Below are 17,245 nucleotides of genomic sequence, written 5' to 3'. Positions count from 1 at the left end.
TTGGAGGGAATAACATGGCTACAGTTGTTGTTATTAGTGTTGAAGGTCGAGACGAACTCTGGATCGCTGATCTGGACAACGGCACCATCGTACCGCTCCCGGAGCCTAAATCGGGCGGCCTGAAAGTAGTGACAGACCTTCGCGCGACCGGGACAACCTTGACGAAGGGCGTGAATATCGCCGTGGTTGTTAAGTCTGCCGAGGCGGCACTTTCCGGCCACTATGATGGCTGAACGCCTATAACCCTTGGGGGACAAGCTGGACGGCGGCGGAGATTACTGCTCGCCGTTCCGCACCAAACAGGCCGCACAGGGCATAGTCACGGCCTCCGTTGGGGCAGTGGCCGGCACGGCAACGACCATTATGCTGATTGCCGATAATGCGCTTTCCGCAGCCGACAAGACAAATGCAGAGGCGTAGGTTCGGTGCGACAGTAGGGCTTTAAGCCTCAATATTGTCGAGCATCGAATTCTTCAATCGTTTCAGGGTCCTGCTTATATTCCCATTGCATACCGTTCAGCCGGCGCCAGATTTGTCCCGATGGGTTTCGGGCGGCGGCGTCGACGAGTGGCACCGGCAGGAGTGTCTCGTGCTTGTGCCAGAGCGTGACGTCGGTGACGTTGGCCTGTTTGGGCTTCCGGAACAGGTTGAAAAGGAGTGCGAAGTCCATTGGCCGATTTTTCTCCAAGGGCTTCAACTATAGGATCATTTTAGGTACTTTCAAGTACTATAATTTTGGAACCCGACGTGCGGAAAATATCGGCACCATCACCGAGTACGCCGCGAGGACCACCACTGCGGTCACTGAGGCCTATGTTGTCGAAGTAGGGCAGCAAATGGTTATCTAGCCGCGCCTCGTGGTCCTTCACGTAGCGCGGATTACGTTCCCCATTCGTGAGTGGCACATATTCCCGAACGAACTGCTTGGCAGCGTCGGCAAAGGTTCTTTCCTGCTTCAGCTGACCCACCCGGCTTTTGCCCCGGAGCTCAAGATACCAGTCCTCCGCAAACTCCTTGGCCAGCGCGAGACTGTCCGTTTTGGTGCTCACGTGCCACTCCCGTCCCTCCAAATAGGTTGGAGCATTGCCACAGGGAACTCTGGGCGCGACGATAGATTCGAACCTTGTCACCGAATACTGTATGCGAGGTCACTTTACCCTCCCGGACTGCGCGAGACATGTGTGAGGGTATTATCGCCGATATTTAGGCCAATCCAAGGCTTTAAGTCATTGAAATCGTTGGTGAGAGCGTCGGGGTTCGAACCCGAGACCTACTGATTAAAAGTCAGTTGCTCTACCAGCTGAGCTACGCTCTCCCTCTCCGCGGGTGTAACCACCCCGGCTGGAAGTGGGCGGAACATAGGCAGGCGACCCATGCCGGTCAACCGAAAATTTTGCCTTTTGCAAACGATCGGCACATTTCTTGCGCGCGCCAAGACAAATGTCTTACGTGCAGAGACAGATTTCTTGCGCGCGCAAAAAGGTGATTGGCAATCGCTTGCCTGCAAAGCTAGGAACATCACGCAGATTGCAGCCGGAGAGAATGCGTGTCGATTGCCGATATTTCCCTGTGGAGCGCGCTGATTGCCGGGGCGCTTTCCTTCCTGTCGCCCTGCGTGCTTCCCCTCGTTCCGCCCTATCTCTGCTATATGGCCGGCATCTCCGTCGAGCAGTTCCGCGGCGGTGGTGCGGTGGCGGTGGCTCCCGACGTCAGGCGCGGCGTGTTCTTCTCGGCACTGCTTTTCACGCTCGGCTTTGCCACCGTCTTCGTGGCGCTCGGCGCCGGTGCTTCCAGCATCGGCATGGCGCTTCGCCAGCATCTCGACCTCTTGTCGAAGATCGGCGGGCTGATCATCATCGTCATGGGGTTGAACTTCCTTGGCCTCTTTCGAATCGGGGTGCTGGCGCGTGAGGCGCGCTTCCAGAGCAGCGGCAAACCGGCAACGCTGACGGGCGCCTATATCATGGGCCTTGCCTTCGCTTTCGGCTGGACGCCCTGCATCGGCCCGGTGCTCGGCGCCATCCTCGGCGTTGCCGCCTCGCGCGAAACGGTCGGCTCCGGTGCCGGGCTGCTCGCCATCTATTCGCTCGGCCTTGCCATCCCCTTCTGGATCGCCGCCGGCTTTTCCGGCGCCTTCATGCGCTTCCTGTCGCGCTTCCGCCGCCATCTCGGCACGGTGGAAAAGGTGATGGGTCTCCTCCTCGTGCTGACCGGCCTCGCCTTCCTCTTCGGATGGGTCAGCAACGTGGCGATCTGGTTCCAGCAGACCTTTCCGATCCTGATGCAGATCGGCTAGGCCACCGGCTGGGTCAGCACTTGCAGAACATCTGGCATCCGCACGCCGACGCTGCCATAAATGAGCTTCATCGAGGGAGGCATCGTGATGCAGAAGAATGCGCCGGACTTCAGCCTTGAGGGCAAGGTGACCTTAGTGACGGGAGCGAGCCGTGGCATCGGTCGAGCTTGCGCACTTGCCTGTGCCGCAGCAGGTTCCGATATCGTTTTGGGGGTTCGCGATGTCGCAGCGTCGGCTGGACTGGTCGCCGAACTCGAGGCCGCGGGACGAAAAGTCCTCACCGTTGAACTGGACATTCCCAATAAGGCTCATATCGCACAAGCCGTCGACGCGGCGCTTACGACGTTCGGTCGGATCGACGTCCTCGTCAACAATGTGGGCGTGGCTCCAGGCAATCTCGCGGAGCTCGTCGAGGAGAAGGACCTTGACGAGATACTCGATGTCAACATCAAGGGCACCTTTCTGATGACGCAGGCTGTGGGCCGTCAGATGATCAAGCGCAACGGGGGCCGGATCATCAGCATCAGCTCACAGGCCGGTACCGTGGCACTGCGCGGCGAGGCAATCTATTGCATGAGCAAGGCGGCCATCAACCATCTCACGCGTTGCCTCGCAGCCGAGTGGGCACGCTATAATGTCACCGTAAATGCCGTGTCGCCGACCTTCATTTACACCGATGGCACAGCACCTTTTCTATCCGATGCCGACAATCGCGAAGCGACGCTCGGTCACATTCCGCTCGGCCGTATCGGTGAAACCGATGATGTGGTGGGTGCCGTGGTCTTCCTTGCATCACCGGCTGCGAGCCTGATCACCGGCGCGAACCTGCTGGTGGACGGCGGGTGGTCCGTCGCCTGAGATCGAGGCGCCCCTGCAGCCTGTCACCAGGAGTTCGATCTCCTGGCGACTTGCGGACGCCGATGAGGGATCTACATTCCCTGGATGAAAACCTTCGAATCCGACAAGGGCTCTCGGCAGAATTCGCTTCGTCAAGCGCTGCGAAGGCTCGATAGGGCCGATGGCAGGCAGGCGATCGCCTTTCGGCTGGTATTTGCTGCCATTGACGTCGCCATTCTCGCCTTCTTCCTGCTCGGCCCGTACCTGCGATCCGGTCCGTCCTATCTGATCATCGACTATGCGATAGCCGTGTGGATCGCAGCCGAGATGGCGGGCCGGGCGATCGCCGCATTCTCTGTGCGCGAGTGGATTCGGCGGCCGATGACCTGGATCGACTTCGTGGTGCTGGCCACGCTGTTGCTGCCGGACCTGCTCTTCAATTTCGCTTTCCTGCGGATCATGCGGCTCTGGGCGATCGGCACCAGTCCGCTGCTCAAGGACTTGCTGCGCAAGGCGGGCTATTTATATCTTCTCGACGTCGTCCGGGCGGTGATCAATCTCCTTGTGTTCCTCTTCATGGCAACCGGGTTCGTCTATACGTCCTTCTTCTACAACAGGGAGGGAAGCGAAGGGTTCGTCGACGCGCTATACTTCACGGTCGCGACGGTGACGACGACGGGATTCGGAGACATCACGCTTCCGGGAACGCTGGGAAAGCTCACTTCCGTGGTGACAATGATCGTCGGCATTTCCCTTTTCGTCAGGCTTGCTCAGGCAGTGGTCCGCCCTCACAAAGTGACCTATCCCTGCCACCGATGCGGCCTTCAGCGCCATGACGCGGACGCCGTTCATTGCAAGGCGTGCGGAGAGGTCTTGAACATACCGGACGAGGGATCGTGACCGTCGATCCTGCCTAGGATTATCCGCATCGTGGGCTGTTGCGCGACCGGTCGCCAGTTCATACCTTCTATCATCCAACCTCACAGGAGCAGAAGATGCAGATCGACCTCACAGGCAAGACAGCTCTGGTTACCGGATCCACCGAAGGCATTGGATACGCAATCGCCCACCAGCTCGCGAGGGCGGGTGCGGACGTGGTGGTCAACGGCCGGTCCGAAGAAAAGACCGCGAAGGCCGCCGACCGCCTGAAAGGCGAAGGCGCCAAGGGAAGCGTGACCGCGGCGGCAGCGGATCTCGCGACCGCTGGCGGATGTAACGCTCTTGTCGCCCAAGTTCCTCACGTCGACATCCTCATCAACAACGCGGGTATCTTCCAGCCGCTAGACTTCTTCGATGCGGACGACGAGGTATGGGACCGACACTGGCAGGTGAACGTTATGTCCGCCGTCAGGCTTTCGCGCGCATATCTTCCGGGCATGCAGAAGCTCGATTGGGGCCGCGTCATCTTCATCGCGTCTGAATCCGGCTTTAACATTCCGGTCGAGATGATCCACTACGGTGTCAGCAAGACCGCAGACATCGCGGTTGCCCGCGGCCTTGCTAAACGCATGGCTGGCACGGGCGTCACCGTGAACTCCGTCCTTCCCGGCCCCACGCTTTCGGAAGGCGTCGAGGCGATGCTCGCCGAGGAACGCGCGAAGACGGGGAAACCGATCGAGGAGGTGGCGGCGGACTTCGTCAAGAAGCACCGCGCCGGTTCGATCATCCAACGGGCCGCGAGCGTCGAGGAAATTGCCAATCTCGTCACCTATCTGGCCTCCCCTTTGGCGTCCGCAACGACTGGAGCTTCGATGCGCGTGGACGGAGGCCTGATCGACATGCTCTGACTGACGCCACCGACCGGCCACTGCACGGTCTTCGTCGGAAGTTGTCTCCGCGATGCGATGCGGTGGCGGGCTATTCGGTGGCCTTCCGAAGTCCTCCTATTCTTAACCGTTTCGCAGACCAGTCGCTTGTCGAAAAGACGGAGCTCGAAGTAGCCTCGATCTTTCGGCCCGCCATGGTCCGTTATCCTGGCAAGGTGCCTCCAAGGACCATCGGGATTTCTCATCGAGAAATGGCGGTAGCAGGCTTGCCGCGTTCGCTGATCTGATCGACTCCGCCTCCATCAGCACGCCGCCGGCAGTGAAAAGTGAGGCCTGCACCTATGCCGCGGTATGGCTTGTCCTGTCCCTCGGCCCCACGCGTCCTTATCCCTCGACCAATCGATCGCAAACACGCCTCCATGTAGCGTCGTCGATGCCGTGTTTAAGGCGGCGGTCAGAAGGAGACGAACATGAACCTTGAGACAAAGATGAGCCTGGAAAACACCGCACACACCGGCAGACCTCGGCTCGACGAATTGGTGCCGTCGCGCTACGCGGTGCGGGTCGGCGAGATTGAGGTGCTGGTGATCAGCGATGGAGTGCTTCCGCTCCCAACCGCGATGCTGGGACACAACATCGATCCGGCCGTCCGAGCGACCTGGCTGAAAGACATGTTCCTGCCGCCGGACGCTTTGGACTGGGCGCTGAACGTGGTGGTGGTGCGCAGCGGCGACCAGACCATACTCCTCGACGCCGGGCTGGGGATCGACCCGGACCTGCACCTGCCGCGGGCCGGGCAGCTGATCAAGCGTTTGGAAGCCGCCGGCATCGATCTTGCGTCGGTGACCGACGTGGTGCTGACCCACATGCACATGGACCACATTGGGGGGCTGCTGGTCGACGGAGTGAAGGAGCAACTGCGTCCGGACCTGCGCATCCACGTGGCGGCGGCCGAGGTCAAGTTCTGGGAGGCGCCCGATTTTTCCCGTGTCTCCATGCCGCCGGGCTTCCCGGACGCGCTTCGGGCGACCGCCGGGCGGTTCGCCAAAGAGTATCGCAGCCATTTCAGGCTGTTCGATGACGAGTACGAGGTGGCGCCGGGCGTGGTCGTTCATCGCACCGGCGGCCACACCCCTGGGCACAGCGTGATTCGCGTCGCGTCCGGCGGCGACCGGCTGATGTTTGCCGGTGACGCCGTGTTCGCGGTCGGGTTTGAGCACCCCGACTGGTTCAACGGCTTCGAGCACGACCCCGAGGAGGCGGCGCGCGTTCGGATCCGTCTTTTGCGGGAGCTGGCGGAGACCGGCGAGCAACTGGTGGCCACCCACCTGCCGTTCCCATCCGTCGGCCGGGTGGCGGTCGACGGCGACGCCTTTCGTTGGGTGGCGGCCTTCTGGGACTACTGATCGCTTGTCGGGTTGGGATCTTGGAGCGTGTACTCATCGCGTGAATGAGTCCACGCTCTATCGATTTGGTTCTGCGCAATTCCGGACGCAAAACCGCTACACACTTTTGCTGGAATTGCTCTTGTTTCTGCGCAATTCCGGGCGCAAAAACCGCTACACAGTTTCGTTGGAATTGCTTAAGTCAGATCCTGACCCGCCGATCATCCCCGCGCCCTGGAAGACCTCTTGGCCGAAATCGTCAGCCTGCTATTGCCGTTCTTCGGCCTGATCCTGATCGGTTACATCGCCGCCAAGGCGACGAAGCAGCCGGCCGAAGCGCTCGGCTGGCTGAACACCTTCATCATCTATGCCGCCCTGCCCGCTCTGTTCTTCAAGCTGGTCTCGCGCACGCCGATCGAAGAGCTGACGCGCGTCGATTTCATCGCCACCGATATCGCGGCGACCTATGCAGTCTTCATCCTGCTTTTCGCCATCGGCCGCCTGCTGCGCGGCAATTCGCTTGCCGATTGCACCATCCAGTCTTTTGCCGGCGCCTACGGCAATATCGGCTATTTGGGGCCGGGCCTAGCGCTCTTGGCGCTCGGCGAAGGTGCGGCGGTGCCGGTAGCTCTGATCATCTGCTTCGAAAACGCGCTGCATTTCGTCGTGGCGCCGGCACTGATGGCAGCTGCCGGCGACGACAAGCGTTCAACAGGCCAGCTTGTCGCCGATATCGTCCGGAAGGTCGCGCTGCATCCCTTCATCCTGTCGACGGCGGCAGGCTTTGCGGTGGCCGCTTTGCACATCGACCAGCCGCTGGCGTTTCAGCGCCTCGTCGATTATCTCGCGCAGGCGGCGGCTCCCTGCGCGCTGTTTGCGATGGGCGTGACGCTGGCGCTGCGGCCGCTGAAGCGGATCCCGGCAGAAATCTCCTATATCGTGCCGGCGAAGCTGATCCTGCATCCGATCGCGGTTTTCATTGCGCTGACGGCGGTGGGTGGTTTCGAGCCGGTCTGGATCCAGGCCGCCGTGCTGCTCGCCTCACTGCCGACGGCGACCAATGTCTTCGTCATCGGCCAGCAATATGGCGTCTGGCAGGAGCGCGCTTCGGCGACGATCCTGATCACCACGGTGTTTTCGGTGGTGACTGTTTCGCTCTGGCTGATCGTAATCCGCTCAGGCCTTCTTCCGCTTCAGCTTTTCCCGTAGCGCATCGGGAATATCGCGAAAGCCGCGGCCGGGCTCGATGCCCTCGCGCATCACGATATTGCGCAGCGGCGGTATCGCCGAGAGGATATGCAGGCCGGCAGCCCGCAGCATCTGGACGGGCAGGAAATCGGAGAGCAGCGAGCGGTTGAGAAGATCGACACTGGCCGTGCGCGTCATGATGTCGGCGCGGCGCTTGCGGTCGAAGCTTTCGCCGGCGTCGGCCGGTAGCGGCAATTCCGCCCTATCGCAAAGGATTTCTGCAAGCGCCATGATATCGCGAAGGCTGAGGTTCAGCCCCTGTGCCCCGATCGGCGGGAAGACATGGGCGGCCTCGCCAATCAGCGCGATGCGTCCCTTGCCGAAACGATGCGCCATCATGCCGGACAGCGGCCAGACTTGGACGCCCTCCTCGACGCTGACCTTGCCGAGCATGGACTGCATGCGCGCCTCGACGAGGGCGCCGAGCTCGGCAAGCGGCAATTCCATGCGGCTCGCTGCCTCAGCGGGATCCTGCACCCAGACGAGGCTGGAGCGGCTCCCCGGCAGCGGCACCTGGGTGAAGGGGCCGTGTTTGGTATGGAATTCGGTCGAGATATTCTGGTGCGGCAGCGAATGGACGAAATTCAGCACCATGGCCGATTGCGGATAGGACCAGTTGCGCACGGCAATGCCTGAGGTCTCGCGCAGCTTCGAGCCGCGGCCATCGGCGCCGACGGCAAAATCGGCCGACAGCGTCTCGCCGCCGGCAAGCGTGATCGAGACCACCTCGGCTGATATGTCGATCGATTCGGCCATATCGGTGAAGCGGGTGATATTGCCCTCGCCGGCAGCGGCCTCTTCGAGGATATCGATCAGCGCCCTGTTGGGGAAATTATAGCCAAAGGCATCGAGGCCGACGTCGGCCGCGCGGAAGGTGGTGGTCGGCGCGCGCAGCAGCCTGTCGGTGCCGTCGATGATGCGCATGCTGGTGAGAGGAGCGGCTGCGGGGCGGAGCTTTTCCCAGAGCGCGAGCCGGTCGAGAAAGCGGATCGACTGATCCATCAGCGCCGTGGTGCGCCGATCCTCCTTCGGAGCGAGGGGTGCCACCAGCGCCACGCTGCGGCCGCCGCGCGCCAGCGCGATTGCGGCAATCATGCCGGCCAGACCGCCACCGATCACCGCCACTTCGAATCTCTTCATGCTATCATCCGCCATCGTAAAACGGCGGCCCAGCCGCTTATGCGGCCGGCTTCGCCTGACGGCGCCAACTATAGCCCTTGCCGGCCTCGGCGTCACGCACTGCCGGCTGATAATGATGGGGAATGGCTGGAAGACGGTTTTCGGAAAGACGCTTCAGCGCCGTGGCGTTGGTGACCGAAAAGCTGTCGATGCCGACGCGCAGCATCAGCGGCACCTGATCGATCAGCACGTCGCCGACGGCGCGCAGCTCGTTGGTGTAACCCAGGCGCTGGCGCAGCAGCGAGGCATGGCTGAAGGCGCGGCCGTCGTTGAAAGCCGGAAAGGCGACGGCGACGATTTCGAGGCGATAGAGATAGGGCTCCAGCCTGCGCACGTCGTCGGCCGGCTTGATCAGCACGCCGAGGCCGACATCGTTGCTTTCGTCGGCCTTGGCGATCAGTTCCTCGAGACCGAGCAGCGGCTTCTGCTCCTCGGTCGCCTTCACCTCGTCGGTTTCGATCACCCAGGGATCATTTTCGACAAAACCGGTTTCTCTCCAGATCTTCGTCATCATCCCCTCCTTATGCCGCTTCAGCCGTCGTGCCGTAGAGCGCGGTCTTGAAAGGCTGCGGTCCGACGCGGCGATAGGCGGCGAGGAAGTTCTCGGATGGATCGAGGCGCAGGCCGAGATAGGTGTCGACGATCGTCTCGATCGCGTCGGTCACCCTATCCGGCTCGAAGCCGCGGCCGATGATTTCGCCGATCGAGGTATGTTCGTCGCCGGAGCCGCCGAGCGTAATCTGGTAGAGTTCGGCGCCCTTCTTTTCCACACCGAGCAGGCCGATATGGCCGACATGGTGATGGCCGCAGGCATTGATGCAGCCAGAGATCTTGATCTTCAGTTCGCCGATCTCCGCCTGGCGTTCGGCATTGCCGAAACGCCGGGAGATTTCCTGCGCCAGCGGAATGGAGCGCGCATTGGCGAGCGCGCAGTAGTCCAGCCCGGGACAGGCAATGATATCGGTGATCAGGCCGGCATTGGCTTCGGCGAGATTGATGGCGACGAGGCCGCGATAGACGGCTTCGAGATCGGCCAGCGCCACATGCGGCAGGATCAGGTTCTGCTCGTGGCTGACGCGGATCTCGTCGAAGGCATATTCCTCGGCGAGATCGGCAATCGCATCCATCTGCGCATCCGAGGCGTCGCCCGGAATGCCGCCGATCGGCTTCAGCGAAATCGTCACCATGCCATAATCGGGGTTCTTGTGCGGCTGCACGTTCTGCTGGACCCAACGGGAGAAACCGGAATCGGCCTTTTTCCAGCGGGCAAGGTTTTCCCAGCCTTCGGCGCGCTCGGGCAGCTCAGGTGGCGCGAAATAGGCAGAGATCGACTGGACGTCCTTTTCCGGCAGCTTGAGCTCGGTATCCTTCAGAGCGGCGAATTCGGCCTCCACTTGGCGCGTCAGCTCCTCGGTGCCGGTCTCGTGCACGAGGATCTTGATGCGAGCCTTGTACTTGTTGTCGCGACGGCCGTGCAGATTATACACGCGCACGATCGCCGTGGTGTAGGAGAGCAGGTCTTCCTCAGGCAGGAAGTCACGGATCAGCTTGGCGATCATCGGCGTACGGCCTTGGCCGCCGCCGACATAGACGGCAAAGCCGATCTCGCCCTTGTCGTTCTTCTTCACGTGCAGGCCGATATCATGGACCTGGATTGCGGCGCGGTCACGCTCGGCGCCGGTGACGGCGATCTTGAACTTGCGCGGCAGGAAGGAGAATTCCGGGTGGACCGACGACCACTGGCGCAGGATTTCGGCGTAAGGACGCGGATCGGCGACCTCATCGGCGGCAGCACCGGCAAAGTGATCGGCGGTGACGTTTCTGATGCAGTTGCCCGAGGTCTGCAGGGCATGCATCTCGACGCTGGCAAGATCGGCCAGCGCATCGGGAATGTCGGACAGTTTCGGCCAGTTGAACTGCAGGTTCTGGCGCGTGGTGAAGTGGCCGTAGCCGCGGTCATAGGTGCGGGCGATATGGGCGAGCATGCGCAGCTGGCGCGCGCTCAGCGTGCCATAGGGAATGGCGATGCGCAGCATGTAAGCGTGGAGCTGCAGGTAGACGCCGTTCATCAGGCGCAGCGGCTTGAACGCATCCTCGGCGAGCTCGCCGGAAAGGCGGCGCTGGACCTGATCGCGAAACTGCTCGACGCGCTCGGTAACAAAGGCATGGTCAAATTCGTCGTAACGGTACATCGTCTTCCTCAGACTGCAATGAATTCGGGATCGGCAGGAGCGTAGCCCGGGGCATATTCCATGGTCGGGCCCTGTGCGCGGATGCGCTCGCGAAGGCGAAGCGGCCAGAGAATGCCGTTGGTTTCCTGAACGTCGACGACGGCGACGTCGACGACCTCGTTGTCGGCATAGGATTTCTTGCCGATCGCCTCCAGCGCCGCGACGGCCTCGGCATGACGGGCAACGAGCGCCTCCTGCAGCGAGGTGGACCACTTCCCGTTCGCATCCAGCCAGACGGCAATGCCGTCCGTCAGCCGGTTGGCGGTCAGAACCTTGTCACCCATAGTCAGCTCCTTGCAAGTTCCTCGAGCCGGGCATTCGCGCGCACCAGTGGCTCGGACAGTTCGAAATTGGCGCCGGCGACCGCATCGCCGATGATGACCATGACGGGCCCCGTCAACTCGTCGCGGTGCTGCAGATCGGGCAGATCGGCGAGCGTGCCATGCAGCAGGCGGCGATCGGCGCGGCTGGCATTTTCGATGACGGCGACGGTGGTTTCAGCGGGAATGCCCGCCTGCATCAGCCGCTCGGCGACGGAGGCAGCAACCGTGCGGCCCATATAGACGGCGATCGTCGCGCCGGAAACGGCAAGGCTTGCCCAATCGGGCAGCACGTCGCCGGTGAGATCATGGCCGGTGGTGAAGACCAGCGAGGAGGCAACGCCGCGCAGCGTCAGCGGCAACTCGAAATCGGCAGCGGCGGCGAAAGCCGAGGTGATGCCGGGCACGACCTCATAGGTGACGCCGGCAGCGCGCAGTGCGGCCATCTCTTCGCCTGCGCGGCCATAGACCAGGGGATCGCCGGATTTCAGGCGCACGACCCGCTTGCCCTGGCGGCCGAGATCGACCAGCAGGTCGTTGATTTCTTCCTGGGATTTAGAGTGGCAGCCCTTGCGCTTGCCGACGGAAAGCCGCTCGGCATCGCGGCGACCCATATCGACGATCGCCTGCGGCACCAGCGCGTCATAGACGATGACGTCAGCTTCCATCATCACGCGCTGGGCGCGCAGCGTCAGCAGATCTTCGGCACCCGGACCGGCGCCGACCAGCCAGACGTGACCGGCGACCTTGTCCATCGCGTGCAGCAGCCGGTCGGCAGCATGGCGGGCCTGCGGCAGGTTGCCGTTGGCGACCGCATCGGCAACGGCACCGGAGAAGAAGCGGCGCCAGAAGACCCGGCGCGAGACGCCTCTGGGAACCAGTTGTTCGACGGCCTTGCGGTAGCTCGTTGCCAACCCGGCAAGGCGGCCGAGCGAGGGTGAAAGAAGCTGGTCGATCTGGGCGCGGATCATCTGCGCCAGAACCGGCCCTGCCCCTTCGGTGCCGATCGCAACGGCGACGGGCGCGCGGTTGACCAGCGCCGGCGTGAAGAAATCGCAGTAATCGGGCTGATCGACGGCATTGGCCGGAATTCGGGCAGCGCGGGCGGCATCGACGATGCTGCGGTCATCGGCTTCATTGCCGGTTGCGGCGAAGACGAGCGCCGAACCCTCGACCTGGTCGGCTGCGAAGGCAGCGCGCGCGGTCTCGATACGGTTGGCGATCAGGAAGGCGTGGTAATCGGCTTCCGGCCGGTCGGCATAGGCGACAATCCGCGCCTTTGTGTTCAGCAGCAGCCGCACCTTGGCGAAAGCTTCGTCGCCATTGCCGAAGACAGCCGTCTTCTGGCCTTCCACGCGAAAGAAGGCGGGAAATACCGAAAGCTGTTCAGTCTTGGGAGGCATCATCAATCCACTTCGAGGTTGCCGGAATATGCCCTTGATCGACAAGGGATTGAAGGAACAGAAATTCGAAAGCCCAAGCAAGCGGGTATTCTTTTGCTCGTGCCGTCAATGATTTGAGAAAAGTCACCCGTGCGGCCCAAAAGCCGCATATTTCTCAGCCCGCTTGCTGCAGCGCAGTATAAAGCCTGTGGCAAAAGACGTCCACCGGCGCTTGACGCATTTCACTCGCGCCGGCAAGGCGATAGACTGAGGAAAACTGGAGGGCCCTCATGCCTGATAAGACCATTGCCTCCCGCCTGCTTTCGGTCATGGAAGACGATATCCTGCCGCTGACGGAGCGTGGCGTTTCGCTTGGGAATAAAGTGTTCGGTGCGGCGATCTTAAGGAAATCCGATCTTTCGCTCGTCGTCGCCGAGACCAATAACGAACTGGACAATCCGCTCTGGCACGGCGAGGTGCATGTGCTGAAGCGATTCTACGAGCTTGGCGAAAAGCCGCCGACCAAGGATTTGATCTTCCTCTCGACGCACGAGCCCTGCACCATGTGCATGTCGGCGATTACCTGGGCCGGCTTCGACAATTTCTACTATTTCTTCAGCCACGAGGATTCGCGCGACGCCTTTGCCATTCCGCACGATTTGAAGATCCTCAAGGAAGTCTTCGGGCTTGAACCCGGCGGCTACCGCAGGCAAAACGCCTTCTGGAACAGCTTCGCCATCGCCGATCTGGTCGAGACCGAAGAGGCTCAGCTGAAGACCGCGCTGAAGACGCAGACCGCCCGCATCAAGGCGCGCTACGACGCGCTGTCGACCAGCTACCAATCGTCGAAGAGCGCCAACGACATTCCCTTGAACTGAGGGCCCCTGAACAGAGGCCCACTGAACTGAAGCCTGCAGAACCGAGGCAACATGGAACCTTCCAAAGACATTTCGCGGCTGATCGAGATCATGGCGGCGCTGCGCCATCCCGAAACCGGCTGCCCCTGGGACATCGAGCAGAATTTCGAGACGATCAAGCCCTATACGATCGAGGAGGCCTATGAGGTCTCCGATGCGATCGAGCGCGGCGATATGGACGATCTTTGCGACGAGTTGGGCGACCTGCTGCTGCAGGTGGTCTTTCACGCACGCATGGCCGAGGAGGCCGGCGAATTTTCCTTCGGCGACGTGGTCAACGCCATCACTGCCAAGATGATCCGCCGCCACCCGCACGTCTTTGCCCGCTCGGCGGCGGATACGCCGGACGCCGTGAAGAGACAATGGGACGAGATCAAGCAGGCGGAGAAACGCGAGCGCACTGAGCGGCGGTCACGGCGCGGCATCACCGAGGACTTCAACAGCGGCTTCCTCGGTTCCGTGCAGCGTAGCTTCCCGGCTCTGACGGAAGCCCTGAAACTGCAGGAACGCGCCGCCAAGGTCGGCTTCGACTGGTCAGCGCCGGAGCCGATCCTCGACAAGATCGAAGAGGAGATCGGCGAATTGCGGGCAGCCCTTCGCGAAGGCGATCAGGCAAAGGTCAGCGACGAACTCGGCGACCTGATCTTCGCAGTTGTCAACATCGGCCGACATATCAAGGCCGATCCGGAGCAGGCCCTGCGTGGCACGAATACGAAATTCCGGCGTCGGTTCAGTCATATAGAGCAGGTTCTTGAAGCAGAAGGCGAGACGCTTGAGGCAGTCAGTCTCGAACGCATGGAAGAAATCTGGCAGGCGGCGAAGGCGATTGAAAGAGCGATCGTGGCGGAGTGAGTTATCGCCTGTCCGTTCGCGGAGATGGCTGCCCCTCACCCTAACCCTCTCCCCGTAAACGGGTAGAGGGGACGTGCCATGCGAGAGGAGTGCGGGGAATGGAGAGGTCCGCGGCTTGTCCCTTCGCCCCGTTTACGGGGAGAAGGTGGCGGCAGCCGGATGAGGGGCTGGTCTCGCCGACCTTACCGCTCCCAATCTTCCTTTGAAGACTTCGGTCCGCTGCCGATGCGGCGTTCCAGTTCGGTGGCTTCGGTTTCGGACAAGCGCAGATCAAGCGTGATCGTGCCGTCTTCATTATCCTCGCGGCCGTCGACGATCGCGTGATCGTAAAGCCAGGGGAGCAGCGCCAGCTTGTCGACCGGAAGGCGGATCGTTGCCACGGTCATCACGCCTGACAGTCTGCGGCTGATCTCTTCCATCAGCGTGTCGACGCCCTCGCCGCTGACGGCTGACACCGCGACCACGTTGCTGGCGCCGGCCGATTTCTGCACCATGGTGTCGTGCACCTCGGGCTCCAGCCGGTCGATCTTGTTCCAGACCTCGATCAGCCGCTTTTCGGCTTCGGCCTCGTCGATGCCGAGGTCGTTCAGGATGCGCATCACGTCGGAGCTCTGCGCCTGGTTGTCGGCATCGGACATGTCGCGGACATGCAGGATGAGATCGGCTTCCAGCACCTCTTCCAGCGTTGCCCGGAAGGCGGCGACCAGATGGGTCGGCAGGTCGGAGATAAAACCGACGGTGTCGGAGAGGATGACGGTGCGGCCGTGCGGCAGCTTCATGCGCCGAAGGGTCGGGTCGAGCGTGGCAAAGAGCATGTCTTCGGCCAGCACGCCGGCGCCGGTGATGCGGTTGAACAGCGTCGACTTGCCGGCATTGGTATAGCCGACCAGCGCCACGATCGGGTGCGGCACCTTGCGGCGCTTGGCGCGGTGGAGCTGGCGGGTGCGCACGACCTGCTCCAGCTCGCGTTCGAGCTTGATGATGCGGTCCTGCAGCATCCGCCGGTCGGCTTCGATCTGGGTTTCGCCGGGGCCACCCATGAAGCCGCCGCCGCCGCGCTGACGTTCAAGGTGGGTCCAGCTTCGCACCAGACGGCCCTTCTGATAATTCAGATGGGCGAGATCGACCTGCAGCGTGCCTTCCTTGGTGGAGGCGCGGCGGCCGAAGATTTCGAGGATGAGGCCCGTCCGGTCGATGACCTTGGCGTTCCATTCCTTTTCGAGGTTGCGCTGCTGTACCGGCGTCAACGGATGATCGACGATGACGAGACCGGAATCGCGCTCGTCGAGCAGCGCCTTGATCTCCTCGATCTTACCGGTGCCGAGCAGCGTGGCCGGTCTCGGATCGTTGACCGGGACGATAGAGCCGTTGACGACATCGAGGTCGATCGCCTGGGCAAGGCCCGTCGCCTCTTCGAGCCGGCTTTCCGGGGTGCGGGTCGAGGCCGATTCGCTCTGGCCGCCGCGACTGCGCGATTTCAGAACCGGCACGACGACAGTCGCGCGCATGTCGTCCCTGTGCTTGGCGGCCTCAGGGATGATCGAATCGTTCTTGGTATCGCGTGTCGAAATGACGGCTGATCCTGTTAGGACGCGGCTTCTTCGCTCTCGAACATCTGCATGGGCTGGCCCGGCATGATCGTCGATATCGCATGCTTATACACGAGCTGCGAGTGGCCGTCACGGCGAAGAAGAACACAGAAATTGTCAAAAGACGTAACAACGCCCGTGAGTTTCACGCCGTTGATCAGAAAGATTGTCAGGGAAATCTTTTGCTTGCGAACAGTATTGAGAAATAAGTCCTGAAGATTCTGAGAACGTTCCGCCATCGCGCCGCTTCTTTCTTTATTGCCGACCTGATCTGGTCGGTAGAATATCAATCAACCTCACCATACGAAGACCGGTGGCATCCTCATTCCACCTGTCCAGCAAATCTTGGTATCAAATCGCAATCTTTTCCGCAACGTCGAAAAAGGCCTCGCGGACTTTCTGCGAAACGCTGCCTGGATGGCCGTTGGCAATGGCCTGACCATCGACGGAAACGACCGGAAAACAAATGCTTGTGGCTGCAGTGAGGAAGACCTCGCGGGCCGCGAGCATCTCCGAAACGGAGAAATTCCGCTCCGCGATCGTCAACCCCAGCTTGGCTCCGACATCCATCAGAGTGGTGCGGGTAATGCCGCGCAGAATGCCGTGTTCGGCCGGGCGCGTCACCAGCGTTCCGTCGGGGTCCACGATCCAGACGTTTGTCGCCGCCCCTTCCTTCACCATGCCGTCGCCGTCGACATAGATCGCTTCCTGGGCGCCAGCCTCCTTGGCCTGCTGGCGGGCCATGGCATTCGGCAGCAGGCCGATGGACTTGATGTCGACGCGGTCCCAGCGATTGTCGACAAGGGTGATCGCCCGGATGCCGTTGGCGTTCTTGGCGGCAATGATCCTGGCATCGGTGCTCTTGGCGGTGATGACAAGCGAGGGCGGCGTTCCCTCGGCCGGGAAGACATGATCGCGGCGGGCGACGCCGCGCGTCACCTGCATGTAGAAAAGCCCGTTGCGGACATGGTTGCGGCGCAGCGTCTCACGAATGACCTGGGTCAGCGCCGCCCGGCCCATCGGCCAGGCGATGCGCAATTCACCAAGCGAACGGTCGAGACGGTTCAGATGGCGCGTGAGATCGACGATATAGCCGTGGCGCACTTCGCAGACCTCGTAGACGCCATCGGCAAACTGGTAGCCGCGATCCTCGATATGCACGCTGGCATCGGAATGCTTGACGTAACGGCCATTCACATAGGCAATTCTCGGCATGGGAAACCTGGTCTTCCGGGAAGCAATA

At 61.7% G+C, this 17,245-nt stretch carries 19 protein-coding genes and 1 tRNA gene; 9 read left to right on the top strand and 11 right to left on the bottom strand.

Annotated features, from left to right (window positions below; translation table 11 throughout):
* Positions 1–14: 14 nt before the first annotated feature.
* Entirely contained in the window at positions 15–233 is a 219-nt protein-coding gene (locus V8P77_RS07205) for a hypothetical protein (protein ID WP_335911405.1), read from the top strand.
* 215 nt (positions 234–448) lie between these two features.
* Here V8P77_RS07205 and V8P77_RS07200 read toward each other — a convergent pair whose 3' ends face one another.
* The 3 genes from V8P77_RS07200 to V8P77_RS07190 form a co-directional block, all read right to left on the bottom strand.
* Complete coding sequence (locus V8P77_RS07200; protein WP_335911404.1) at positions 449–670, bottom strand: hypothetical protein; 222 nt, start codon at positions 668–670, stop codon at positions 449–451.
* Positions 671–710: 40 nt separating this feature from the next.
* Positions 711–1,049, bottom strand: coding sequence for a hypothetical protein (locus V8P77_RS07195; RefSeq protein ID WP_335911403.1), 339 nt, complete (start codon positions 1,047–1,049; stop codon positions 711–713).
* Between the two features lie 190 nt (positions 1,050–1,239).
* A tRNA-Lys gene (locus V8P77_RS07190) sits at positions 1,240–1,315 on the bottom strand.
* A gap of 231 nt (positions 1,316–1,546) precedes the next feature.
* Between V8P77_RS07190 and V8P77_RS07185 the strand changes: the two genes are divergently transcribed.
* From V8P77_RS07185 to V8P77_RS07160, 6 genes are all read left to right on the top strand, one after another.
* Entirely contained in the window at positions 1,547–2,296 is a 750-nt protein-coding gene (locus V8P77_RS07185; RefSeq protein WP_335911402.1) for a cytochrome c biogenesis CcdA family protein, read from the top strand.
* A gap of 87 nt (positions 2,297–2,383) precedes the next feature.
* Positions 2,384–3,154: an SDR family NAD(P)-dependent oxidoreductase gene (locus tag V8P77_RS07180; RefSeq protein ID WP_335911539.1), complete on the top strand. Its 771-nt coding sequence runs from the start codon at positions 2,384–2,386 to the stop codon at positions 3,152–3,154.
* 84 nt (positions 3,155–3,238) lie between these two features.
* Positions 3,239–4,033: a potassium channel family protein gene (locus V8P77_RS07175; RefSeq protein ID WP_335911401.1), complete on the top strand. Its 795-nt coding sequence runs from the start codon at positions 3,239–3,241 to the stop codon at positions 4,031–4,033.
* 95 nt (positions 4,034–4,128) lie between these two features.
* Positions 4,129–4,920, top strand: a complete 792-nt coding sequence (locus tag V8P77_RS07170; RefSeq protein WP_335911400.1) for an SDR family NAD(P)-dependent oxidoreductase — start codon at positions 4,129–4,131, stop codon at positions 4,918–4,920.
* Positions 4,921–5,369: 449 nt separating this feature from the next.
* Positions 5,370–6,305 carry an MBL fold metallo-hydrolase gene (locus tag V8P77_RS07165; protein WP_335911399.1) on the top strand — a complete coding sequence of 312 codons (936 nt, stop codon included), beginning with the start codon at positions 5,370–5,372 and terminating at the stop codon, positions 6,303–6,305.
* A gap of 225 nt (positions 6,306–6,530) precedes the next feature.
* Positions 6,531–7,493, top strand: coding sequence for an AEC family transporter (locus tag V8P77_RS07160; protein WP_335911398.1), 963 nt, complete (start codon positions 6,531–6,533; stop codon positions 7,491–7,493).
* Here V8P77_RS07160 and V8P77_RS07155 read toward each other — a convergent pair.
* From V8P77_RS07155 to cysG, 5 genes are read right to left on the bottom strand one after another with little or no spacing between them, the layout of a single operon-like run.
* Positions 7,461–8,672, bottom strand: a complete 1,212-nt coding sequence (locus V8P77_RS07155; protein ID WP_335911397.1) for a UbiH/UbiF family hydroxylase — start codon at positions 8,670–8,672, stop codon at positions 7,461–7,463. The two genes, V8P77_RS07160 and V8P77_RS07155, sit on opposite strands and share 33 nt — an antisense overlap.
* Before the next feature lie 37 nt (positions 8,673–8,709).
* A complete protein-coding gene (locus tag V8P77_RS07150; RefSeq protein ID WP_335911396.1) occupies positions 8,710–9,222 on the bottom strand; it encodes a DUF934 domain-containing protein in 513 nt (170 codons plus the stop codon).
* 10 nt (positions 9,223–9,232) lie between these two features.
* On the bottom strand, positions 9,233–10,903 hold the full coding sequence (locus tag V8P77_RS07145) for a nitrite/sulfite reductase (protein ID WP_335911395.1): 1,671 nt from the start codon (positions 10,901–10,903) through the stop codon (positions 9,233–9,235).
* An 8-nt stretch (positions 10,904–10,911) separates the two neighbouring features.
* A complete protein-coding gene (locus tag V8P77_RS07140; protein WP_011651871.1) occupies positions 10,912–11,226 on the bottom strand; it encodes a DUF2849 domain-containing protein in 315 nt (104 codons plus the stop codon).
* Positions 11,227–11,228: 2 nt separating this feature from the next.
* Positions 11,229–12,665, bottom strand: a complete 1,437-nt coding sequence (cysG, locus tag V8P77_RS07135) for a siroheme synthase CysG (protein WP_335911394.1) — start codon at positions 12,663–12,665, stop codon at positions 11,229–11,231.
* Positions 12,666–12,934: 269 nt separating this feature from the next.
* Between cysG and V8P77_RS07130 the strand changes: the two genes are divergently transcribed.
* Both V8P77_RS07130 and mazG read left to right on the top strand, forming a co-directional pair.
* Positions 12,935–13,522 carry a deaminase gene (locus tag V8P77_RS07130; RefSeq protein ID WP_335911393.1) on the top strand — a complete coding sequence of 196 codons (588 nt, stop codon included), beginning with the start codon at positions 12,935–12,937 and terminating at the stop codon, positions 13,520–13,522.
* Between the two features lie 51 nt (positions 13,523–13,573).
* Positions 13,574–14,413: a nucleoside triphosphate pyrophosphohydrolase gene (mazG, locus tag V8P77_RS07125; protein ID WP_335911392.1), complete on the top strand. Its 840-nt coding sequence runs from the start codon at positions 13,574–13,576 to the stop codon at positions 14,411–14,413.
* 182 nt (positions 14,414–14,595) lie between these two features.
* On the opposite strand, the gene hflX is transcribed toward mazG, so the two are convergent.
* The 3 genes from hflX to V8P77_RS07110 form a co-directional block, all read right to left on the bottom strand.
* Positions 14,596–15,921, bottom strand: a complete 1,326-nt coding sequence (gene hflX, locus V8P77_RS07120; protein WP_335911391.1) for a GTPase HflX — start codon at positions 15,919–15,921, stop codon at positions 14,596–14,598.
* 77 nt (positions 15,922–15,998) lie between these two features.
* Positions 15,999–16,241: an RNA chaperone Hfq gene (gene hfq / locus V8P77_RS07115; protein ID WP_003539403.1), complete on the bottom strand. Its 243-nt coding sequence runs from the start codon at positions 16,239–16,241 to the stop codon at positions 15,999–16,001.
* Between the two features lie 112 nt (positions 16,242–16,353).
* A complete protein-coding gene (locus tag V8P77_RS07110) occupies positions 16,354–17,217 on the bottom strand; it encodes a D-amino-acid transaminase (protein WP_221940427.1) in 864 nt (287 codons plus the stop codon).
* Positions 17,218–17,245: the final 28 nt, after the last annotated feature.

It is taken from the genome of Rhizobium aouanii, from assembly GCF_037002925.1.
GTDB classification, from domain to species: domain Bacteria; phylum Pseudomonadota; class Alphaproteobacteria; order Rhizobiales; family Rhizobiaceae; genus Rhizobium; species Rhizobium aouanii.
The sequence above is the reverse complement of the archived record's forward strand: the minus strand, read 5'-3'. Positions and strand labels throughout refer to the sequence as shown.